The 22,889-nt window shown below is 50.7% G+C and carries 15 protein-coding genes and 3 riboswitches; of the genes, 14 read left to right on the top strand and 1 reads right to left on the bottom strand.

The annotated features are described in order from the left end of the window. The first annotated feature begins 1 nt into the window (after nt 1). The 8 genes from F6V25_RS03440 (at nt 2) to F6V25_RS03405 (ending at nt 13,506) form a co-directional block, all read left to right on the top strand. Nucleotides 2–1,162: a glycosyltransferase gene (locus tag F6V25_RS03440; protein ID WP_151127247.1), complete on the top strand. Its 1,161-nt coding sequence runs from the start codon at nt 2–4 to the stop codon at nt 1,160–1,162. Then, the gene (locus tag F6V25_RS03435; protein WP_151127246.1) at nt 1,152–2,510 is read left to right on the top strand and encodes a phenylacetate--CoA ligase family protein; all 1,359 of its coding nucleotides are present in this window, start codon (nt 1,152–1,154) and stop codon (nt 2,508–2,510) included. The genes F6V25_RS03440 and F6V25_RS03435 overlap by 11 nt, the downstream gene beginning before the upstream one ends. A gap of 38 nt (nt 2,511–2,548) precedes the next feature. Further along, nucleotides 2,549–3,889: an O-antigen ligase family protein gene (locus F6V25_RS03430; protein ID WP_151127245.1), complete on the top strand. Its 1,341-nt coding sequence runs from the start codon at nt 2,549–2,551 to the stop codon at nt 3,887–3,889. Nucleotides 3,890–3,938: 49 nt separating this feature from the next. After that, the gene (locus tag F6V25_RS03425) at nt 3,939–4,928 is read left to right on the top strand and encodes a glycosyltransferase (RefSeq protein ID WP_191966056.1); all 990 of its coding nucleotides are present in this window, start codon (nt 3,939–3,941) and stop codon (nt 4,926–4,928) included. Between the two features lie 239 nt (nt 4,929–5,167). After that, nucleotides 5,168–5,244: riboswitch (cyclic di-GMP riboswitch) on the top strand. Between the two features lie 201 nt (nt 5,245–5,445). After that, on the top strand, nt 5,446–6,567 hold the full coding sequence (locus F6V25_RS03420) for a hypothetical protein (RefSeq protein ID WP_151127243.1): 1,122 nt from the start codon (nt 5,446–5,448) through the stop codon (nt 6,565–6,567). Nucleotides 6,568–7,277: 710 nt separating this feature from the next. Further along, a riboswitch (cyclic di-GMP riboswitch) is annotated at nt 7,278–7,354 on the top strand. Nucleotides 7,355–7,411: 57 nt separating this feature from the next. Continuing rightward, on the top strand, nt 7,412–10,675 hold the full coding sequence (locus F6V25_RS03415; RefSeq protein ID WP_246166945.1) for an Ig-like domain-containing protein: 3,264 nt from the start codon (nt 7,412–7,414) through the stop codon (nt 10,673–10,675). Between the two features lie 122 nt (nt 10,676–10,797). Continuing rightward, nucleotides 10,798–10,874: riboswitch (cyclic di-GMP riboswitch) on the top strand. A gap of 57 nt (nt 10,875–10,931) precedes the next feature. Continuing rightward, on the top strand, nt 10,932–12,644 hold the full coding sequence (locus tag F6V25_RS03410) for an Ig-like domain-containing protein (protein ID WP_246166944.1): 1,713 nt from the start codon (nt 10,932–10,934) through the stop codon (nt 12,642–12,644). Between the two features lie 94 nt (nt 12,645–12,738). After that, nucleotides 12,739–13,506, top strand: coding sequence for a hypothetical protein (locus F6V25_RS03405; RefSeq protein ID WP_151127242.1), 768 nt, complete (start codon nt 12,739–12,741; stop codon nt 13,504–13,506). 23 nt (nt 13,507–13,529) lie between these two features. Here F6V25_RS03405 and F6V25_RS03400 read toward each other — a convergent pair whose 3' ends face one another. After that, nucleotides 13,530–14,243 carry a Crp/Fnr family transcriptional regulator gene (locus tag F6V25_RS03400; protein WP_151127241.1) on the bottom strand — a complete coding sequence of 238 codons (714 nt, stop codon included), beginning with the start codon at nt 14,241–14,243 and terminating at the stop codon, nt 13,530–13,532. Nucleotides 14,244–14,846: 603 nt separating this feature from the next. Here F6V25_RS03400 and F6V25_RS03395 point away from each other — a divergent pair. From F6V25_RS03395 to aroB, 6 genes are all read left to right on the top strand, one after another. Further along, nucleotides 14,847–16,133: a nucleotide sugar dehydrogenase gene (locus F6V25_RS03395; protein ID WP_151127240.1), complete on the top strand. Its 1,287-nt coding sequence runs from the start codon at nt 14,847–14,849 to the stop codon at nt 16,131–16,133. An 84-nt stretch (nt 16,134–16,217) separates the two neighbouring features. Then, nucleotides 16,218–18,299: an XrtA/PEP-CTERM system histidine kinase PrsK gene (gene prsK, locus F6V25_RS03390; protein WP_191966055.1), complete on the top strand. Its 2,082-nt coding sequence runs from the start codon at nt 16,218–16,220 to the stop codon at nt 18,297–18,299. 13 nt (nt 18,300–18,312) lie between these two features. Then, nucleotides 18,313–19,713 (top strand): PEP-CTERM-box response regulator transcription factor, encoded by a 1,401-nt coding sequence (gene prsR / locus F6V25_RS03385; RefSeq protein ID WP_151127238.1) that lies wholly within the window; start codon nt 18,313–18,315, stop codon nt 19,711–19,713. A gap of 405 nt (nt 19,714–20,118) precedes the next feature. After that, nucleotides 20,119–21,300: a chorismate synthase gene (aroC, locus tag F6V25_RS03380; RefSeq protein ID WP_151127642.1), complete on the top strand. Its 1,182-nt coding sequence runs from the start codon at nt 20,119–20,121 to the stop codon at nt 21,298–21,300. Continuing rightward, nucleotides 21,293–21,811, top strand: coding sequence for a shikimate kinase (locus F6V25_RS03375; protein ID WP_246166943.1), 519 nt, complete (start codon nt 21,293–21,295; stop codon nt 21,809–21,811). Before aroC ends, F6V25_RS03375 begins: the two co-directional genes overlap by 8 nt. Next, a complete protein-coding gene (gene aroB / locus F6V25_RS03370) occupies nt 21,808–22,887 on the top strand; it encodes a 3-dehydroquinate synthase (protein ID WP_151127236.1) in 1,080 nt (359 codons plus the stop codon). Before F6V25_RS03375 ends, aroB begins: the two co-directional genes overlap by 4 nt. Nucleotides 22,888–22,889: the final 2 nt, after the last annotated feature.

Below are 22,889 nucleotides of genomic sequence, written 5' to 3'. Positions count from 1 at the left end.
CATGACAAAAAAAATTCACATCGCATATCTCATCGACACTATCGATTCCGATAAAGGGGGAACTGAGAAGCAACTCCTGAGCATCATCGAACGTTTGGACCGGAATATGTTTGAAGTCACGCTGGTATGTTTGTATGAATCTCCATGGATGATACGAAATTCATTACCATGCAAGGTTGTCACACTGGGGTATAGAGGATTCCTGAAGCCCGGCTTTCCTCTGGTCCTTTTAGATTATCAGCGCCTTCTTCGCGAAATGGATATCGATATCGTTCAGACCTTTTTTGAAGATTCGATCTTTGTTGGATGGTTGGGGAAATTACTGAGCAAACAACAGCATTCTTTGATTGTCAGCCGCAGAGATTTGGGCTTGGGGAGCGATGAACCTTCCTATCATTGGCTGTATAAAAAAATCAAACCGTTTGTTTTGCGATCAGCGGATGGCATAGCAGCTAACGCCTTTGCCATAAAGGAACATATAGTTCGATATGAAAACATACCTCTTGAAAATATCACAGTAATTGGCAATGGTCTTGACTTCCCAATGCTGCCACCGGATTGCCCCGTTCTTTTCGAAGAGTATCGTGCCGATTTGTGGATAGGGATCGTAGCCAACCTGAAGCCAGTGAAAAGAATAGATATTCTGCTTCACGCTTTAGCGGAATTGAAGACTAGTGCCCCCAGGAAGATCATTCGACTAGTCATTTTGGGCGACGACAGGCTGAGAGTGGAACTACAGCGCCTTGCCGATACTCTGGATGTCGGCGACAGAGTGCATTTCATGGGCGCTGTCGCCAATGTGAGCGATTATCTGCACCATATTGATGTCGGCGTTTTGTGTTCCGACAAGGAGGGCCTGTCGAATGCCATATTGGAATACATGGCCTGCGGCCTCCCCGTGGTGGCCACTGCGGTCGGTGGCAACAGCGAACTGGTTGACGATACGAATGGCGCCTGTATTCCACCAGGCAATGCTGTGGCATTGGCAAATGCCATCCTCAGCCTTGCCGATTCCCAGGAATTGAGGAAAAAGCTAGGTGGCAATTCCAAAAGAAAAATAATCGAAAAATTCACCTGGGGAACCATCATGCCGCAATGGGAAGGTTATTATCGTTCCTTTTGCGACAGATGGGACGCAATAAGGAGGAACCATGCCGGGTAGCATTACATCGTCGCTGCTACGCCGCAAGCTGTTCGAGCCGCTCATTTTCCGGCTTAACGGCAGTCCCCTCCTCCGATACTGGCGCGAGTTGGAGCAAACACAATTTTTACCGGAAGAGGAGTTGAAAAACAGGCAATGGCAACGGCTTGAGCGCATGCTTTGCCATGTATGGGAAAATAACTCATTTTACCGCGAAAGGTTCGAAAAAGCCGGGATTACTCCCGAATCAGTGCGTTCTCCTGAGGATTTGCAGGTTATTCCGCTTCTAACCAAAGAAGACATTCGTAAAAATACGCTGCGCATGATCAGTCGCGATTTTGATACGGCAGAGCTACAACACTATAAAACCGGGGGCTCGACGGGAAAGCCACTTGACGTTTATCTCACCGAAAAGTGCAGCGAATTGCGCAACGCCTGTGCTCGTCGGCATGACAGATGGACTGGGTGGGAGGTTGGGGAACCCGTTGGTGCCGTATGGGGAAATCCTGAGCTGCCTAAAGATATAAAAGGAAAATTAAAGAACTGGCTGCTGAACCCATTGATATATCTAGATACCATGAACGTCACGGAACATGCCGTGAAGACTTTTGCGGCGGAATGGGAGCGCGCCAAACCATCTCTTTTGTATGGTCATGCCCATTCTCTTTATATATTGGCGGAATACGTCAATAAGCTTGGAATCAAGGAGATAAAGCCTAGAGGCATCTTATCAACCTCAATGATGCTTTTGCCAAATGAACGTAAGTTTATTGAGTCGGTTTTTGGGGTTAAAGTTACCGACCGTTATGGTTGTGAGGAATTAAGCCTGATCGCATCTGAATGCGAGAAACACGAAGGTTTGCATTTGAATATTGAACATCTCTACATTGAGTTCCTGAAGGAAGACAATACTCCTGCAAAGCCAGGAGAACAAGGTAAGATTGTAATCACTGATTTAATGAATTATGCAATGCCTTTTATCCGATACCAGGTTGAGGATATGGGGATTCCAAGCGAACGAAAGTGCTCCTGCGGAAGGGGGCTGCCTTTAATGGAACAAGTTACCGGCAGAGTCGCGGATTACTTGATCCGAAGGGATGGTTCCAGGGTCGCTGGCGTGTCATTGATTGAAAATACGTTGACTAAATTTTCCGGCATAGCACAATTGCAGATTGTGCAAGAAACTATGGATCAGATTGTTTTATTGGTAGTTCCTGCTTTAGATTATAGTGGAGGTACACAATATGAATTATCTGAATATTTTATAAATTTGTTCGGAAATAGTGTTAACGTAACAATTAAGCTTGTAGATTGCATCAAACCTGAAAAATCTGGGAAGTACAGATTTTCCATTTGCCGGATACAATAACTTATTTTAATATACATGGTATAATATATGCGGAATTTATGAAAAACAAAATAGAAATAACAGAATATCCAAATATATCTCTATTAAATATCCTACTGCTATGTGGGTATGTTGTTATATGGTTTTTAGAAATAGGCATCAGAGTACCAATGCTTGGCAGTATACGATTTGAGTTTATTTATGCATCCATTCTTATTATATCGTCTATTTTATTTACCCCTAAGTTAAATTGGAATTGCCCTCTCTTCCCCTATATTGGATTGTATTTTTTTGTTTTAGTGATTTCTTTGCCGTTTTCTTATGATTTTGACAGATCCATTGATGTCTTTTTGGATAGAATCATAAAGTTTGCGTGCATGGCGTGGTTTATCACCTGTTTTGTAAGAAGCCCACGGCACTTGAAATTTTTCTTGGCTGCCTTTTTGTTGGCCTGCTTTAAGATGGGTGAAGAAGGCTTTTTGGGTAAAATAACGGGAAGCATGATGTGGGAAAATCAGGGAGTTATGAGGCTTCATGGCCCCACCCCGATCTATGAGCACCCTAATTCTTTTTCAGGGATGGCCCTTGGCACACTGCCGTTTATATATACGCTTTGGCCACTTGTTAATAAGTATATAAAAATGGGCCTTTTCGTGTTAGCTGTGTTTGCTTTGAACATAATTTTATATACGGGATCAAGAACAGGTTATGTCGGTTTTATTTTTTTCGTAGCTTTTATACTATTGAGCTTGAAGCGCGTAAAGTACATTTTAATCTTGATCCCTATTATAATTTTGTCTTACTCATTTATACCAGGGCAATATGCCGAGAGGTTTGACTCCATATTCACCTTACATGAAAAGGAAGGTCAATCTTCTGAAAAACGAATAGAGATCTTGAAAGATGCCATAGATATCTTTTACAAGCATCCTCTTGGCGTCGGAATACAAGCTTTTCCTAAAGTCAGATCACAATATTTTAACAGGTCGCAAGATACACATAATCTATATTTAGAAGTTGCAACAAATTTAGGAATACAAGGGCTTATAATATTTTTAATGTTAATATACAAATTACTGACAATGCTTTATATGATAAAAAATAATTTACAACGCTTATTGCTGTATAACATCAAGCTACTTAGTGTTGATGGCATAGATGATTTGGTAAAGTACAAAAGTGAAGAAAATATAAAAGATATAAAATTTATCATATCAATTACAATGGCGTTATTTTTCTATATTGTAATCAGGTTGGTGCTTGGTCTTTTTGGAATGGATTTATATGAAATATATTGGTGGTTTGGGCTGGGTGTCGCAATTGCGCTTTATAATATGAATAATATAGCAACCGAAAAGACGAATGAGCTTTGTTCTGTTAGTGGCCTTAATATAACTTGATATGACTTTAGATGTGAATATCTATTATTAGATAATGGTGCTTCTTATTATGAAAGATACTATTTGGATCGCTTGGGAAAGACATAGAAGAACTATTGAGATATGTAAAACATTAAATATTGAATTGATAATATTAGATTCAAAGTTATGTCGAATATTTAAACACCCATACTTCACTATTCTGACAATAATAAGGTTGATAAAATACAAACCAAAAGTATTATTCGTACAAAATCCATCTATTTTATTGACCTTTATAGCATGTGTTTTGAAAAGTATGCTAAAATATACACTAATTGTTGATACACATAATGCGGCACTTGATCCAGAAAATCGTCTTTTAAAATTAATAAGAAAAATTAATTTTTTTTTACATTCGAGATCTGATTTAACAATAATAACCAATAATTCACTTGCAAAATTTATTTACAACAACTCTCAATATTTCGTGTTGCCGGATAAAGTTCCAGATGTCGATTTAAATAATCGCAAAATTGCTCTTAAAGGGGCTATAAATGTTGTTTGTGTATGCACTTACGGAGATGATGAGCCCTATTCGGAGATGTTTGAAGCTGCAAATACCTTTGGAGCTGATGTATTTTTTTATTTCACAGGTAGCGTTAAGAAATTATCCAGTAAAAAAGTTATAAATGATTATACAACTACGTCTAATAATATTATTTTAACCGGTTTTTTGCCTGACCAGGATTACTGGTCATTACTAAAATCTTCTGATTTAATAATTGATTTAACCAACAGGGAAGCATGTCTTGTTTGTGGGGCATATGAAGCCGTTGCGTCAGAAGTGCCTCTCATATTAAGTGATACGAAAGCTCTGAGGGAGCTATTTGTAAGTGGCGCGGTATTTACTCAAAATAGCGCCGATAAAATATCGGAAAGCATCATTAGCGCTATAAATAATTTACGGCATCTTAAAAATGAGATTATTTTGCAAAAGCAGTTAATGAACAACAATTGGAATGTCTTATCGTCTGAATTAATTGACGAGATTGATAAAATTAAAGGTATTCGAGATTAGGATTGTCATAGAAAATTTAGTCAAATATCAGTTGACAAAATCTGTCTGACATTTTAAGTTTTTGTATATAGTGAAAAATTTCAGTCTTAATTGTTCGTTTGTAATTTTGGGTGCTTAACGCCCGGTTTGCGAAATATTACAATCAAGCATTATTGTAAATTATGCTTTTGTGATTCACATCACAGACCTTTCGTTTAGTATTATGGTAAGTATAGTCAAAATTACAAATATACTGCGGTAAACGATAATACTAAACCATTCGCGAGAATGGGGCGGAAAGCCTACAGGGTCTCACTGAGACAGCCGGGTCGCCGAAATGCCAAATTGGTATAATGGCCCCGGCTTTTTTACGTGCTGATGGGCGGGATTCATGAGTTCTACGACGCGATATTCTTTTGCATAGTTGTCTGCGTAATTAAGATTGTGATAGAATGTAAGTGTACGGTTTAAAAAGTTATTTGCATCACATGGCTTTCATTATTAACTATCAATCAGTAAGTAAACTGGGAGAAAGAACATGATACTAAACGCACAATTGATTAAAGTAAAGATTGTACCAGCCGTGGCTATATGCCTATTTTCTGCATCTGTAGCCATTGCCGCACCGTCAATTATAAGTGTGAGTGGCTCATTTGTTGATGGCCAAGCGGTGACCATTTCCGGCTCAGGCTTTAGTGCAAATCCTGCCGTTGGTACATCTAGTTTGGAATTTCTTGGTGGAGCAAAAGGGCCCATTGAATCGGGGACTTCTGGTAACTCATTTAGTCGCACAAATTGGTCCGTTGATACAGAGTGGGGAAATGATATCCAGTATTCCTCGAGCAATGTGCCATGGGGGACTAAAGTCCTCCAAATGACTGGTAACTATACGAGTTCAGGCAGTGGCAATCCTGAGGCACCTCTATATTACAAATTTCCTACGGCAGTCACATCGTCTGACCATATTTTTGTGTCTTGGTGGCAGCGAACAACTTTTACAGGAAACGGGCAATACAAGATTATCCGCTTCACTCCTACTCAAACCATCATAGATGGAGATGGTCAAGACTGTTGGTTTTTTCACAATAACGCTGGTGGTAATCAGTTTACACGACCTCTGTACTCGAGTTCTCTTTGGCCTGGTTTTAGTCCTGCAGCACCTCAAGGTACTTGGCAACGTGTGGATTTGGATATAACTACTTCTGGATCTTCAAGTGGATCAGTTAATTTTAGTAATTACGTTCCTGGCTCTGCTGTTAGTATGAGTAGTAATTCAAATTGGCAAACACACTACAGCGGCTTGAACTGGAACTATGTTGTATGGCAAAACTATTTTGGCACAGATGGTTTAGGAAATATGACTCAAGGGGCTGTCGGGTTTAAAGATATTTATATCTCGCATGGTACGCCAGCCCGCATTGAACTCTGTGACAGTTCCGCGTGGTCAAAGCGTACACAATGCCAAATTCAGTATCCTACATCATGGAATGACACAGCAGCAAGCATTCAACTTAACGCAGGCAGTCTAACTGGAGCAGCATATCTGTATGTCGTGGATTCAACGGGGACCGCAAATGCGTCCGGTTACCCCGTTACTCTTGGTGGAAGCGTCGCATCTGGTCCGACTGCGCCGAAGAATCTTAAAGTCACGGTTCAATGACCAACTGCCGGTTGATTAGCAATCGTTATATAGAAAACGTACCACCATGTTAAAATAAATCGTCTTCTGTATAAAACAGATGACTTTAGATGGTTGAGAGCTCGTTTGTTCCGTGTCGCATAGTGTTGGATTTAGTTGACAAACATTGCTGCTCAGAATATACGCCAGCAGAAGTTCAAAAAACGGTACACGATAATACTCAACCATTCGTGAGAATGGGGCGGAAAGCCTAGATGGGCTCTCTGAGACAGCCGGGTCGCCGAAATACCATCAGGTATACGGGGCTCGGCTTTTTCTTTTGGGGGGAAGGTAACGTCAGCCGGGTTGTGGAAAATCACAGCGCGGTTTTTTCTGGTTTTGGTTTCCCCTGTCTGTTAAATAGCTGGTGCTATGACACGAGGGGAAAGTTCATGATGCAGGAAATGAAAATAGGGAAATGGATCGTTTTTGTCCCGCATCTCTTCTTTGCTCTGGTTTGTTCAAACACTCCTTTGAAGTAGACCCCAGTCGTGGCCAGATAACCGAGTGACTGCTCCTCCGGGAGCCGTAAAATCCCTCCTTGCAACAAATCTTGTTCTCCCTATCCACATGTTATTCATCTCTTTTGTGAGCCCGGTCACACATCCGTCGAAGACTTCCTTGATTTTGTGAGACCGGTCACACCTTTATTTGGGGCTTTCTGCGATAAAGGAACTACATAAAAGAAGGGTACACGATAATACTAAACCATCCGCGAGGATGGGACGGAAAGCCTACAGGGTCTCATTGAGACAGCCGGGTCGCCGAAATACCAAAAGGTATATTGGCCCCGGCTTTTTTATTGGCAAAAACAGGAGAACGTAAAATGAGAACTGCTACACGGAAGAACACAGGAAATGGCTGGATTGGTGAGTCCCGATTGTTTTTGGTCAATCTGCTCACGATGGTTTTACTCGTAGCTGCCCAAGCTACCTGTTTTGCCTCCAGTATAGTTCTCCAGTGGGATGCCGATACGGATCCGAGCGTGACCGGCTACAAGGTCTATTACCAGGCAGATTCCGCCACCCAGCCCTTTCAGGGGACCGGTGCCACCCAGGGCGCGGCCCCTCTCGATGTCCAGAGCCTGACCAGCGCCACCATCACAGGACTGGATCCAGCCCATGCCTACTACTTTGCCGTTGCCGCCTATAACGCCTCCGGTGTCGAAAGCTCCTACTCGAATGTCGCCAGTATCCCCGAATTGACCCCGCCGACCGTGTCCCTCAGCTCTCCGACCGCAAGTACGACGGTAAGCGGCACGGTTTCGGTCAATGCCAGCGCCAGCGACAACGTGGGGGTAACGAAGGTGGAGTTCTACGTGAACGGCGTTCTTAAGGCCACGGACACCGCGACCCCCTATGTGTATTCCTGGAATACCGCCGGGCTTGCCTCCGGCAGCTACACGCTGCAGGCCAAGGCCTATGATGCCGCCGGCAACGTGGGGCAATCCGGTGTTGTCTCGGTAACGGTTGCGGGCAGCGACACGACGGCTCCGACGGTATCGGTGACGTCACCGGCCACGGGTTCCGTGGTGAGCGGGACAGTAACCATAGCTGCCACTGCCAGTGATAACGTGGGAGTAAGCAGTGTTGAATTTTATGAGAATGGCGCCCTGCTGTATGCCGCCAATACAGCGCCGTACAACTACAGTTGGAATACCACCTCCATTGCCAACGGCAGCTATACCCTTTCCGCCAAAGCTTATGATGCCAGCGGCAACATCGGGCAATCATCGAACGTTTCCGTAACGGTCAATAACGTCGTTGCCGATACGACCGCCCCGACGGTTTCATCCTTCAGTATCCCTGCGACGGCCACCTCGTTGACGGTAGCGATTTCCTCCTTTACGGCCAGCGACAACGTTGGCGTGACCGGCTACCTGGTAACCGCAAGTTCGACGGCCCCGTCGGCCAGCGCCAGCGGGTGGAGCAGCACGGCTCCGACCTCGTTCACCTTCTCGGCTGCCGGCAGCAAAACCGCCTATGCCTGGGCCAAGGACGCGGCGGGCAACGTCTCGGCAGCCAAGAGCGGCAGCGTGACCATCACCCTGCCGGATACGACCGCCCCGACCGTTTCAATAACAGCGCCTGCCGCCGGGGTTACCGTTGGCGGTACGGTATCAGTCACCGCCAGCGCCTCTGACAACGTAGGCGTAAGCAAGGTGGAGTTCTACGCCAACAATATACTGCAATCCAGCAGCAGTGCGGCACCTTACAGTTTCAGCTGGAACACCGCCTCCGTCGCCAACGGCTCCTACTCTCTCTCTGCCAAGGCCTACGACGCCGCCGGTAACGTCGGCCAGTCCGCCAACATACTTGTTACGGTGAACAATACGGCTACGTCGTCTGCCGGCACCCTTACCGCTGTTTTCGGTAATGCAAACGGTTCCAATTATCCCAATACGGTCGAGGACACGTTTCTCAATATCAACACCGATGTCAACGGCTCAAACGTGGCGCTGAATACCTATACATGGCCGGCAAATACCCCAGCCAATGCGATCCTGATGAAGTGGGATGTCTCCGCCTTGCCGGCCAATGCCCAGATCCAGAGCGCCACGCTCAATCTTAATTTGATTAGCAGCAGCGGAGATACGTCGTATCAAATACCGGTATCAGAGATAATCAATAAACAACCGGTCATCGCCAAAAGCACCGGATACACCTATGACGGTACGAACCCCTGGACAGCCAGCAGTGTGCCTTACGGCGGCGTCCCCTTGGCGCAGTCCGATATCGCCCCTGCTGCTGATGCACCTCTTATCGATCAAACGAATGGTTACAAGAGCTGGAATGTGACAAGCATTGTCAAAGACTGGGTTGCCAATCCGGGCAACAATATGGGGCTGCTGCTGAATTCATCAAACCTGGCCACCTCGGACAGTAGCCGAACATTTGCTTCCAGCGAAGCGGTTGACGCAACCCAAAGGCCGCAGCTTGTCGTAACCTATACTCTGGCGTCCGATACCACGGCGCCGACGGTCGGCACCTTCACGATGCCGGCGACGGCCACCTCCCAGACGGTAGCGATCTCCTCCTTCACGGCCAGCGACAACGTGGGCGTGACCGGCTACCTGGTAACCGAAAGCGCCACTGCACCTTCGGCCTCAGCCACCGGCTGGAGTGCCAGTGCTCCGAGCTCGTTCACCTTCTCGGCCGCTGGCAGCAAGACCGCCTACGCTTGGGCCAAGGACGCGGCGGGCAACGTCTCGGCCGCCAAGAACAGCAGCGTCGTCATCACCCTGCCCGATACCACGGCGCCGACGGTCGGCACCTTCACGATGCCGGCGACGGCCACCTCGTTGACGGTAGCGATCTCCTCCTTCACGGCCAGCGACAACGTGGGCGTGACCGGCTACCTGGTAACCGAAAGCGCCACTGCACCTGCGGCCTCAGCCACCGGCTGGAGTGCCAGTGCGCCGAGCTCGTTCACCTTCTCGGCCGCTGGCAGCAAGACCGCTTACGCTTGGGCCATGGATGCCGCGGGCAACGTCTCGGCCGCCAAGAGCAGCAGCGTCGTTATCACCCTGCCCGATACCACGGCGCCGACGGTCGGCACCTTCACGATGCCGGCGACGGCCACCTCCCAGGCGGTAGCGATCTCCTCCTTCACGGCCAGCGACAACGTGGGCGTGACCGGGTACCTGGTGACCGAAAGCGCAACTGCACCTTCGGCCTCGGCCACCGGTTGGAGCTCAATCGCACCGGCCTCGTTCACCTTCTCGGCCGCTGGCAGCAAGACCGCCTATGCTTGGGCCAAGGATGCCGCGGGCAACATCTCGGCCGCCAAGAGTAGCAGCGTCGCCATCACCCTGCCCGATACCACGCCGCCGACGGTAACCATCAGCTCACCCGTCAGCGGGTCAAAGGTAGGATCAAGGGTAACAATAAAGGCTTCTGCTTCAGATAACGTAGCGGTTACCAAGATGCAGCTTTACATAGACAACGTGCTGAAAGCGACATCGAGCAGCAGCACCATAAATTGGACCTGGAATACCAATTCATTCTCCAAAGGAACCCATGTGATTCTGGTCAAGGCTTATGACGCAGCCAATAATTCAGGCTCACTGTCTATAACCGTGACGAAATAGAAATGGTGATATGTGGGCACGGGAAATGTTCTGTGCCCACGGAGTAAACGCCTTGTTTTTGTGACCCAAGTCACATACTTATTGGGGACGTTCTGCGATAAAGGATCTACATAAAGAAGGGTACACGATAATACTAAACCATCCGCGAGGATGGGACGGAAAGCCTACAGGGTCTCATTGAGACAGCCGGGTCGCCGAAATACCAAAAGGTATATTGGCCCCGGCTTTTTTATTGGCAAAAACTGGAGAGCGTAAAATGAGAATTGCTACACGGAAGAACACAGGAAATGGCTGGATTGGTGAGTCCCGATTGTTTTGGGTCAATCTGCTCACGATGGTGTTCCTTGTCGCGGCCCATGCTACCTGTTTTGCCTCCAGTATAGTTCTCCAGTGGGATGCCGATACGGATCCGAGCGTGACCGGCTACAAGGTCTATTATCAGGCTGATTCCGCCACCCAACCCTTTCAGGGGACCGGTGCCACCCAGGGCGCGGCCCCTCTCGATGTCCAAAGCCTGACCACCGCCACCATCACGGGACTGGACCCGGCCCATGCCTACTACTTTGCCGTTGCCGCCTATAACGCCTCCGGTGTCGAAAGCTCCTACTCGAATGTCGCCACTGTCCCGGAATTGACCCCCCCGACCGTGTCCCTCAGCTCTCCGACCGCAAGTACGACGGTAAGCGGCACGGTTTCGGTCAATGCCAGCGCCAGCGATAACGTGGGGGTAACGAAGGTGGAGTTCTACGTGAACGGTGTTCTTAAAGCCACGGACACCGCGACCCCCTATGTGTATTCCTGGAATACCGCCGGACTTGCCTCCGGCAGCTACACGCTGCAGGCCAAGGCCTATGATGCCGCCGGCAACGTGGGGCAATCCGGTGTTGTCTCGGTAACGGTTGCGGGCAGCGACACGACGGCCCCGACGGTATCGGTGACGTCACCGGCCACTGGTTCCGTGGTGAGCGGAACAGTAACCATCGCTGCCACTGCCAGTGATAATGTGGGAGTGAGCAGGGTTGAATTTTATGAGAATGGCGCCCTGCTGTATGCCGCCAATACCGCCCCGTACAGCTACAGTTGGAATACCACCTCCATTGCCAACGGCAGCTATACCCTTTCCGCCAAGGCTTATGATGCCAGCGGCAACATCGGGCAATCATCGAACGTTTCCGTAACGGTCAATAACGTCGTTGCCGATACGACCGCCCCGACGGTTTCATCCTTCAGTCTCCCTGCGACGGCCACCTCGTTGACGGTAGCGATCTCCTCCTTTACGGCCAGCGACAACGTTGGCGTGACCGGCTACCAGGTAACCGCAAGCTCGACGGCCCCGTCGGCCAGCGCCAGCGGATGGAGCAGCACGGCTCCGACCTCGTTCACCTTCTCGGCTGCCGGCAGCAAAACCGCCTATGCCTGGGCCAAGGACGCGGCGGGCAACGTCTCGGCCGCCAAGAGCGGCAGCGTAACCATTACCCTGTCGGATACGACCGCCCCGACGGTTTCAGCCTTCAGTATCCCCACGGCAACCACCTCATTGACGGTAGCGATCTCCTCCTTTATGGCCAGCGACAACGTGGCGGTGACCGGCTATCTGGTAACGGAAAGCTCGACCGCGCCGTCGGCCAGCGCAACCGGATGGAGCGGCACCGTCCCGACCTCGTTCACCTTCTCGGCCGCCGGCGGCAAAACCGCCTACGCCTGGGCCAAGGACGCGGCGGGTAACGTCTCGGCAGCCAAGAGCGCCAGCGTGACCATCACCCTGCCAGCCACGGCAACGACTTTTACCGTCAGTGACGCTTTATTGGCACTTAAAATAGCCGTGGGAAATGTCACACCGACTTCTACCCAAATATCGAGCCTGGACGTTGCTCCCGTGATCAACGGTCAGTCAACTCCTGATGGCAAGATTGACACCGGTGACGTCGTCGTCATCATGTCAAAGATTGTTGGAAAAACCGTCTTATAAAAATTGAAGTTTCTTGTGAAATTTCATAATAGCTTTTTGAAGGTGACTTTGAATTGAGTCACCTTCAATTATATGGAAATCAGGGAGATTAGTTATGCGGGTATTTAAAATAATATCTATTTTGATGACTCTTCAGATTATGATTATTTCAGGATGTGGGGGGGGGAGTGGAGGAGGGGCAAGTGGAGGAGGGGCAAGCGATACGACAGCTCCCACGGTTACCGCTTTTTCGATGCCTTCTTCAGCGACCTCTCTGACGGTACCGGTTTCAAGTTTTACGGCAACCGACAATGTCGGAATAGCCGGGTACATAATCACCGAGAGTGCAACTCCACCAGCTGCCAGCGCTTCCGGGTGGAACAGCACCGCCCCGCCCTCGTTCACCTTCTCGACGGCCGGCAGCAAGACCGCCTACGCTTGGGCAAAGGATGCCTCCGGTAATATATCAAACAGTCTGATTGCTTCAGTCACGATTACTCAACAGTCAACTTTAACAACAAGTATCAGCGGGATTCCAGCAAATGCCTATTCTATTAAAGTAGTACTGGATTTTACTAAAGCATCAGGTTACGATTTTACAGGATATATTGATTCGAGTGGTCCTGTAAATTCGTCTTATGTTACTGCGTTAACTTCCTCGGGTATAGCTGACGCACATTATGACAGCGCAAATAAAAAATTGACATTAGGTGTTGTCAGTTCCAATGCTATAAGTGATGGCAATATTATGAGTGTGCAGTTCCAAGCTGTTCCAGGATTTGACGCTACCCAAATCACTCCAACTGTTACAGAGATTAAAAACGGATCGGGCGTCTCATTGTCCATTACTGGGGCAACAACCGTTTCAGAAAGTGTTCAGTAAGAGGATGTTTGATCTGCCATTTATTAATTTGCTGCCATTGTCTTAATGCGGAAGGTTTTTGTCAATAATATCGATTTGTTCTCTAAAGTTTGAATGATCGAATCTTTTTCCAGCTTATTCAAAATCCTCGTTACCGTCTCCCGTGCGACTGACGCATAACTGGCAATCTGCTGGTGCGTCAGTTTTGCATTGATGATGGTCCCCCTGTCGTCCATAACCCCGTACAAATCCTGCAATCTTTCAAGCACGGCCAGCACCCGGTGTTCGGCGTTGTCGAAACTCAATATCTTGATCATCGCCCAGGAATCGCGGAGCCGGTCGCACAGCAGACCTATTATCCTGTGGCGGGTTGCATCGTTATTGAGAACGAAACGCTCAAAGTCTGATTTGGAAAGAAGCCCGATGTCCGCATCTTCGTAGGCAATAACGGTGGCTGGAGATGTCTTGCCGTCGAGTAGGGCCATTTCGCCGAAAAAGTCGTTCTTCTTGTGGATGCTGATGATCTGCTCTTTGCCCTCTTCATTGATTTTGACGACCCGCACCTTGCCGGAATAAACAAAATACATATAATTTGCTGTGTCTTCTTCAAGAAGCACTATCTGGTTTTTCGCATAGTGCTTCTTGACAATAAGGCTTTCAATCAGGCTGATATCTGCTGTGGAAAGCCCTGAGAAGAAAGGAATATTCTTGATTATGTTGTTGTCCGGTTTCTGCCGTCGATTTGCTTTCCAGATCATTGAGGGACCTCGCTTATGGTCTCGGAGATCAGTATGTAATCATATGTCGGGGGCTATAGGTTTTTGCCGTTCGTGTTGGAACATTTTTATGTTGCCACCCCTTCTTTCATAACTTAAAAGGGAAAGAGCTGATTGATTAAGCGCTTAATTAAGTGAATTTAAAGATAATATATTTCAATAGTATCATTTTTCCATCGTTTGGCAACTGTTCTGTGAATCCTATCTGTTGAAATTAACGAAGAGTTCTGTATTATACCGTCCACGCTGGCTTGCTGTCATTACTCTCGTAGTACTACTGCCGCTCGCTACGTATAGCTACGGTCGTTCCCTGATTCCGCTTTTCATGGGAGCCTACATTGTATTTTGTCCATTCATGGGCGTCCGCCTCGGTCCGGGGAAAGCCTACACGCGTGTAAAGGGGCAGCGGGCTGTTGACTTGATATCTTATCCTGTTATTATTTCAGGGGATTTCAATATGCCGACAGACAGCGCAATCTTTCGTGACGTTTGGGGAAAATATGCCGATGTCTTTTCGGTGGCAGGCTTTGGTTATGGTTTGCCCCGAAGAGCTATTCTACTTTTCAGAAAAGGATGTTGAAAAAAATGACACGTGATCGCATCATTTCCGTTGTGGGCCTGGGTTACGTTGGACTGCCGGTGGCGGTGGCCTTCGGCAAGGTCCGGAAGACTGTTGGTTTCGACATTAATCCGGTCCGCATTCAGGAACTCCGGCAGGGGCATGACCGGACTGGCGAAGTGCTGCGCGACGATCTGTTGACGGCAGATATTCTCTTTACCGATGCCATTGGGGACCTCGCCACGGCAGATTTTCATATTGTTGCCGTGCCAACGCCGGTGGATGACGCCAACCAGCCGGATATCACGCTGCTTTACAAGGCTTCGGAAACGGTTGGAAAGGCGCTGAAGCGCGGCGATATCGTTGTTTATGAATCGACGGTGTATCCCGGCGTGACCGAGGATGAGTGTGTGCCGGTTCTGGAACTGGCTTCCGGACTCCGCTGCGGGGTTGATTTCACTGTGGGCTACAGCCCCGAGCGCATCAATCCGGGAGACAAGGAACACACGTTCACGAAGATAAAGAAGATCGTCTCTGGGCAGGATGCCGATACGCTTGAGACTGTCGCAAATGTGTACGGATCGGTTGTGACGGCAGGGGTCCACCGGGCCACTTCCATCAAGGTTGCGGAAGCGGCCAAAGTCATCGAAAATACCCAGCGCGATCTTAATATCGCTCTGATGAACGAACTGGCGCTCATCTTCGACCGCATGGGGATAGACACCAACGATGTTCTGGAGGCGGCCGGAACCAAGTGGAACTTTTTGAAGTTCAGGCCGGGACTGGTTGGCGGGCACTGCATCGGCGTCGATCCATACTACCTGACCCACATGGCGGAAAAGATCGGTTATATTCCCCAGGTAATCCTGTCTGGACGCAGGATCAACGATGGCATGGGGAAATTCATCGCCCAACGGGCGGTGAAAGAGATTATCCACGCCGGCCACAGTGTTTTGGGGAGCGTGGTAACAGTTTTAGGGCTCACATTCAAAGAGGACTGCCCTGACCTGCGCAACTCCAAGGTGATTGACATCATCAGAGAACTACAGGATTACGGGATCTGCATCCAGGTCTGCGATCCTCTTGCCGATGCCGCTGAAGCGGCCCATGAGTACGGTCTCCAGTTGACAGCCCCGGAAGATATCAAGCCGGCCGTCGCAGTTGTGGCAGCAGTGGCCCACAAACAGTACCGGCAATGGTCGGCAGGCGATTTGTGCCGGCTCATGGACGAGAATCCGGTGCTCATTGATGTAAAGGGGATGTATGATCACCGGACAATGACCGCAGCAGGAATTCGAGTCTGGAGACTGTAGAATGATTGTTGAGGGGAGGGCGGCACGGCTGCTGCCCGCTCCCTGTGATCCCGGCAACTTGGATATGGGACAGACATGGTTCATATGAGTGATGTAGTCATTTCCATAGCAGCAATCATTACATTGCTGGCCGGCGGAGGGTATGCTCTATATAGTGACCGCTCCCGCGCCGGCCTGTTTGTCTTTGCCGCTCTGACCGCCACCGCCCTGCTGGAACTGTTCGACATGCTGTCACTTGCCGTACCGGCAAATGCCTTTTTCTGGAAAAAGTGTGCATTGATGGCTGAATCCCTCCTGCCCCTATTCTGGATCCTCTGCAGTCTCACGTTTGCCCGTCAGCCTGATCCCCGGAAGACCGGCCTCATGGCCAAGGTGGCCATCGCTGCTGTATTCCTGCTCTCGGCACTATTCCAAATGTACCCCCTGAATGCTTTTTTTTATGCCCCGGATTTCCCGGGCGAACGACTTCTCTTTCTTGGCAATGCCGGTTTTTTCTTTTATATCGGGGTGATGATCTGCTTGGTGGTTGCCCTTGTCAATTTTGAAACCACACTCACCAATGCCCCTCCCAATGCCCTCTGGAGGGTCAAGTTTGAACTCATCGGGCTTGGCACCATACTGGCTGTGCAGATATTCTATTTCAGTCAGGCTTTGCTCTACCGATCACTGAATATGAATTACCTGCCGCTACGCTCCCTCATATATTTGGCTGCTGCGGCGCTGATGGCCTATTCGCTCGTGTGCCGTCGTGGTAATGTCCGCATCCAGATTTCCCGGCAGGTCGCTTTCAAATCCGTTGTCCTGTGTGCCGTGGGTGTCTATCTGGTCGCGCTCGGCATCTTGGGTGAAGGGATGAAATATTTGGGGGGCGCTTTCCCTCGCACGATGTCCATCACCCTCGCATTTCTGGCCGGGATAGCCCTCCTGATCCTGCTTCTCTCCGAGAGGGTCAAGCGGGAGGTCAAAGTCGTACTGCACAAAAATTTTTACCAGAACAAGTATGACTACAGGACCCAGTGGCTCCGCTTTACCGAACAGCTTTCTACCTCCAGGTCGGGCGAAGAGCTCCTGCAGCGGATACTTGCAGCCTACTGCGACATATTCGGGATCGGGGGGGGCGCTCTGTTTCTTTACGAAGAAGAGCAGGCTGGATACTGCGCAATGGCATATTATGAAATGGATCCGATCCCCGGAGTTATCAGCCCGGATAATTCACTTGTTGGATTCATGAAAAATTCTGGCTGGGTTGTCAATGTGAAGGATGGCAATCTGGACGGTGCCGGTGGAGAATATCCCTTTTTAGAGAGGAATTGCATTTCCTTTATCATACCGCTCTTCGACGTTGAGCGACTCATCGGGTTCATCACCTTGGGGCGGGTAATCAAAGACAATGAAGAATATATTTACGAAGACTATGATTTGATGAAAACCATTGCCCGCCAGGCTTCCCAAGCCATACTGCATCAGCGGCTTTCTGACGAGATCGCGCAAGCGCGCGAGATGGAGGCTATCGGCAATGTTGCCACATTCGTTGTGCATGATTTGAAAAACCTTGTGGCGACCCTTTCGCTTATCGTCGACAATGCGACCAAGTACATGCAAAACCCCGATTTTCAGAAGGATATGCTGGCATCATTGAACAATACGGCAGAAAAAATGCGGATTTTGATCGGCAGGTTGAAGAATCTGGGGGACAAGAGCCTGTTGAACCTGCAGACTGTCGATCTTATGGAGTTGGTTGACAGGACCGCTCACATGGTGGCGGGCGAAAAAATCACGGTGTCGGGAACCACCGAAATGGTTACCGCGGATGGCGAAGAAGTTCAGAAAGTCGTCATGAATCTGCTTATTAATGCTGTGGAAGCGTCAGATCCGGAACAGCCGATACAGGCTGAGATAGGCAATAATGGGGGAGCGGCCTTTATTCGGATTGCCGATCAGGGGTGCGGGATGTCGGATCATTATATGCGCACAAAATTGTTCAAGCCTTTTACGACAACCAAGAAACAGGGGCTTGGCATTGGCCTGTATCAATGTCGCAAAATAGTTGAGAACCATGGTGGAAGGATCGAGGTCAGCAGCCTGGAAGGCAGCGGCTCGGTTTTTACGGTGTGGTTTCCTGCGGGTACTGAAATGAGACCGGGGACTTTTGTTGATTCCGTGTAAAGAGGAATAACGTATGGAAAACATCCTGATCGTCGATGATAATCCGGATATCCGCCAGCAACTTAAGTGGGGATTAGGTGAGGAGTACGAAATACTGTTGGCCGGTGACGCTTCTCAAGGCCTTGCCGCCTTCAAAAAATACCAGCCGAGTGTCGTCATCCTCGACCTGGGACTTCCCCCGCACGAGGATTCCTCTGTAGAGGGTTTTCGCTGTTTGGCCGAGATGCTCGACCATAATCCGAACGCCAAAATAATCATGCTTACCGGCAATAGCGAACGGGAAAACGCTTTGCAGGCCATCCAGATGGGGGCCTATGATTTTTACCCCAAACCTCCGGTCCTCAGTGAACTCAAAGTAATTATCGGGCGCGCCATTCACCTGTCCAACATTGAAGAACAGAATCGCGCCTTGCAGCGTTCTCTTGAGCAAAAAACAACGGTTGCCGGCGGAATAATCGGCCAATGCGCTGAGATGCAAATGGTGTACGCCACGATTAGAAAGGTTGCGTCGTCCGATGTGCCTGTTTTGATAACCGGGGGAAGCGGTACGGGCAAGGAGTTGGTTGCGCGCGCAATTCAGGAAGCGAGCCTCCGCAAGAATGGCCCGTTCATCCCAATCAACTGTGGGGCGATTCCGGAAAACCTTCTGGAGTCAGAGCTCTTCGGGCATGAGAAAGGAGCGTTCACCGGTGCCCATGCCACGGTCCAGGGGAAGCTCCAATATGCCCATAAAGGAACGCTATTTCTGGATGAAATTGGTGAACTTCCGGTCAACCTCCAGGTTAAGCTGCTTCGCTTTCTTCAAGAAGGGACCATTCAGCGGGTTGGCGGCAGAGAGGATATCCAGGTGGATACTCGAACGATTTGTGCCACCAATGTGGATATCGCCAAAGCCATCAATGAAGGCAAGTTCAGGGAAGACCTGTACTACCGGATAGGGGTCATCACGATTGCCTTGCCACCGCTTCGGGAACGGGGTGACGACATCCTCCTGCTTGCCAATTATTATCTGAGACTGTTCAATGACGAACACAAAAAGAGGGTTCGCCGTTTTGGCGCGGCCGCCATAAACTTTCTCAAGAGCCATGAATGGCCCGGAAATGTGCGTGAACTGAGAAACCGTGTCCAAAGGGCCGTCATCATGAGCGATTTTTCATCCATCGAGCCGTCTGATCTCGGTTGCAGCAGCAATCTGCCGGTCCAGCCCGAAGAACCACGGGATGTCATGTCTCTTCGGGATGCCCGGGACAAGGCCGAGCGGGAGGTTATCTCGGCGGCGATTGAACGTCAACAGGGGAACATCCTGAAAGCGGCCGAGGAATTGGAGATCAGCCGGCCGACGCTGTATGATTTGTTGAAAAAACATAATTTCTTTGATGGAAGTCGAAAAGGAGACGTGGGGTTAAGCGAATAGTGACTGCTGCGTGCGATGCCGTGGGGGACTGGCGCCGTTCTGACCATTCGAATCATTGAGGAGCTTTTCTGGCGCTCATTTCTCATCCGCCACATTATCGGCACGCATTTTTAAAATGTCCCATCTTGCCATATCTGTCATATACCGTTTTACATTGCTTTAATCGCGCCACGTTTTTGAAATCATCCTCACCCACGACACTTTCTGTTTGTGCCCCAGACGCCCCGCATCGCGGAATTGACATTTACGGGTATCCCTCAAAATAATCGGGATCTTTGTGGAAGCTCTCTTTCAGCCTCCAGAGGGATACACCTGGGAGGATAACTGTTTTGCCTTGCCGTCTGTCGGGGTTAAATGCTAATTTAGGAACAATTTCGAGAGATTCACGGGAGGCTTTTTGTGAGTGTGTTCCGCTACCTGACTGCGGGGGAATCCCATGGGCCGCAATTGACGGCGATTATCGAAGGCCTTCCGGCCGGCACCCGGCTTGCCGCCGAAGGTATCGACCGGGACTTGGCACGGCGCCAGCAAGGCTACGGCCGCGGTGACCGGATGAAGATCGAGACGGATACGGTTGCTATTCTGTCGGGTGTGCGCTGGGGCGAAACCCTGGGCTCCCCGGTGACACTGGTGGTACGCAACCGCGACTGGGAAAACTGGCAGGAGAAGATGTCGCCGCTGGCGGCACATCGTCAAGAAGATGGCGCGGTGACCCGCCCCCGGCCCGGACATGCCGACCTGACCGGGGCGCTGAAGTATGGGCACGATGATGTGCGCAACATTCTGGAACGTTCCAGCGCCCGTGAAACGGCCGTGCGCGTCGCCGTGGGCGCCGTGGCGAAAGCGCTGCTGCGCGAGTTCGGCGTTACGGTAGGCGGATTCGTGGCCGAGGTCGGGGGGATCGCGGCACAACAGCCCGAACGGCCGTTTGAGGAATTATGGGGCATCGCCGCACAGTCGGAGCTCTTCTGTTGCGACCGCGAGGCGGAATTGGAGATGAAGCGCCTGATCGATTTCAGCCAGGCCGACGGCGATACCCTGGGAGGGGTTGTGGAGGTGCAGGTCATTGGCGTCCCCCCCGGACTCGGCAGCCATGTCCAGTGGGATCGCAAGCTGGATGCCCGCCTGGCGATGGCTTTGATGAGCGTCCAGGCAATCAAGGGGGTGGAGGTGGGCATCGGCTTCGATGCCGCCCGCCGGCCGGGCTCCCGCGTGCATGACGAACTGTTCCGGGATGAAGGGCGACTCGGGCTGGGGGCGGCAACCGCCTATTATCGCCAGACCAACCGCGCCGGCGGCATCGAGGGGGGGATGTCCAACGGCGAGGTCATTGTGCTCAGGGCGGCCATGAAGCCGATTCCCACCCTCTATAAACCGCTCCGCTCCGTTGACATGCAGACCCATGAACCGTATGAGGCGGCAGTGGAACGCTCCGACACCTGCGCGGTGCCGGCGGCCCTGGTAGTGGCCGAGGCGGTCGTGGCCATAGAGATCGCCAATGCCTTCCTGGAAAAATTCGGCGGCGATTCGGTCGCAGAGATTCGGCGCAACTATGAGGGGTACCGGACTCAGGTACGCAATGCTTGACCGGCCGCTGATCCTCACCGGCTTTATGGGGGCCGGCAAAAGCTGTGTCGGGCGCCTGCTGGCCGCCAGGCTTGCGTGCCCCTTCATTGATCTGGATGCGGAGGTCGTTGCCATGGCGGGCCGCTCCATCAACGAAATCTTTGCCAAAGACGGGGAGGCGGCTTTCCGCGCCCTGGAGAGCACGTGCCTTGAACATGCCCTGCGCCGGGGCGGGGCGGTTATCGCAACCGGCGGCGGCGCGGTCATTGCCGAGGCAAACCGTACCCTGATGCGGGCATCCGGGGTGGTGGTCAACCTGACCGCTCCGTTCGAGCGGATCATGGAGCGCCTTTCCGGCGCCCAGGACCGGCCTCTGTATGCCGGCGACGACCCCGCAAAGCGTGCGAAGCTGCTCATGGAACAGCGGGAACAATTTTATAGCGACGCCGATATTAGAATTGACACGGATGGGAAATCCGTGGAAGATGTGGCGGCAGTGATTCTGGGGTATTTAAGGGGCTTGGCAGCGTGAGCGTAGTGACCGTCAACCTGGGAGAAAGCAGTTACGACATCCAGATCGGAAGCGGCTCATTGCCGGAGCTCGGACGGAGTTGCGCCTCTCTGGGGCTGACCGGCCGGGCGGCGGTTGTCACCAACCCGACGGTGAATGCCCTGTATGGCGATACGGTCCGCCGTTCATTGGCCGATGCCGGCTATCCGGTCACGCTGATTGAAATGCCCGATGGCGAGGAGTTCAAGAATGCGGCTACGCTGGGCAGTGTCTATGATGCCCTGATAGCGGCCGGAATGGACCGGAGATCGTTCATCGTCGCCCTTGGCGGCGGCGTGGTGGGCGATCTGGCCGGTTTCGCCGCGGCGACGTTCATGCGCGGCATACCATTCGTCCAGGTGCCGACAACGCTCTTGGCCCAGGTGGACAGCAGTGTCGGTGGCAAAACGGCCATCGACCACCCCCAGGGAAAGAACCTGATCGGCGCCTTTTACCAGCCGCGACTGGTGCTGATCGACGTGGACACCCTGGCAACGCTGCCGCAGCGGGAATATCGCGCCGGCCTTGCCGAGGTTGTCAAGTATGGTGTCGCCATTGACGGGCCCTTTTTCGAGTATTTGGAGCAGAACGTGGATGCGCTGCAGGCAATGGAGCGCGAGTGTCTGATGATGATTATCCGGCGCTGCTGCGAATTGAAGGCCCGGGTGGTTGAGCTGGATGAAAAAGAGGCCGGCCCGCGCGAAGCGCTCAATTATGGTCATACGCTGGGGCACGCCCTGGAGACCCTGGCCGGTTACCGTAGCCTGGTACATGGCGAAGCGGTGGCGATTGGTATGGTGCTGGCGGCGCGTATATGCGTCCGGCGGGGGGAATGCGGGGATGATGACGTGGCCAGGATAACGGCGCTGCTCGGCAGCCTCGGGCTATCCGTTGCGCCGCCGGCGGTCGAGCGTACGCGGCTGCTGGATGCCCTGCTCAAGGATAAGAAAAGCCGGGCGGGAACCATCAATTTTATCTGCAATCAGGGGATCGGCAACTATACTGTTGCCCAACTTTCACCGGAAGAATTACTTGCGTTAAGCGGGCTGGGGGTGTGATC

Source organism: Oryzomonas japonica (assembly GCF_008802365.1).
In the GTDB taxonomy this organism is placed as follows: Bacteria; Desulfobacterota; Desulfuromonadia; order Geobacterales; family Pseudopelobacteraceae; genus Oryzomonas; species Oryzomonas japonica.
This window is presented reverse-complemented; position numbering and strand designations above follow the sequence as displayed.

Bases quoted from the DNA above. Each gene is read 5' to 3' on its own strand.
- F6V25_RS03375 (WP_246166943.1), top strand. From the start codon at position 21,293: ATGCTTGACCGGCCGCTGATCCTCACCGGCTTTATGGGGGCCGGCAAA.
- F6V25_RS03415 (WP_246166945.1), top strand. From the start codon at position 7,412: ATGAGAACTGCTACACGGAAGAACACAGGAAATGGCTGGATTGGTGAG.
- F6V25_RS03400 (WP_151127241.1), bottom strand. From the start codon at position 14,243: ATGATCTGGAAAGCAAATCGACGGCAGAAACCGGACAACAACATAATC.
- prsK (WP_191966055.1), top strand. From the start codon at position 16,218: ATGAGTGATGTAGTCATTTCCATAGCAGCAATCATTACATTGCTGGCC.
- F6V25_RS03405 (WP_151127242.1), top strand. From the start codon at position 12,739: ATGCGGGTATTTAAAATAATATCTATTTTGATGACTCTTCAGATTATG.
- F6V25_RS03420 (WP_151127243.1), top strand. From the start codon at position 5,446: ATGATACTAAACGCACAATTGATTAAAGTAAAGATTGTACCAGCCGTG.
- F6V25_RS03440 (WP_151127247.1), top strand. From the start codon at position 2: ATGACAAAAAAAATTCACATCGCATATCTCATCGACACTATCGATTCC.
- prsR (WP_151127238.1), top strand. From the start codon at position 18,313: ATGGAAAACATCCTGATCGTCGATGATAATCCGGATATCCGCCAGCAA.
- F6V25_RS03430 (WP_151127245.1), top strand. From the start codon at position 2,549: ATGAAAAACAAAATAGAAATAACAGAATATCCAAATATATCTCTATTA.
- F6V25_RS03410 (WP_246166944.1), top strand. From the start codon at position 10,932: ATGAGAATTGCTACACGGAAGAACACAGGAAATGGCTGGATTGGTGAG.
- F6V25_RS03435 (WP_151127246.1), top strand. From the start codon at position 1,152: ATGCCGGGTAGCATTACATCGTCGCTGCTACGCCGCAAGCTGTTCGAG.
- F6V25_RS03395 (WP_151127240.1), top strand. From the start codon at position 14,847: ATGACACGTGATCGCATCATTTCCGTTGTGGGCCTGGGTTACGTTGGA.
- F6V25_RS03425 (WP_191966056.1), top strand. From the start codon at position 3,939: ATGAAAGATACTATTTGGATCGCTTGGGAAAGACATAGAAGAACTATT.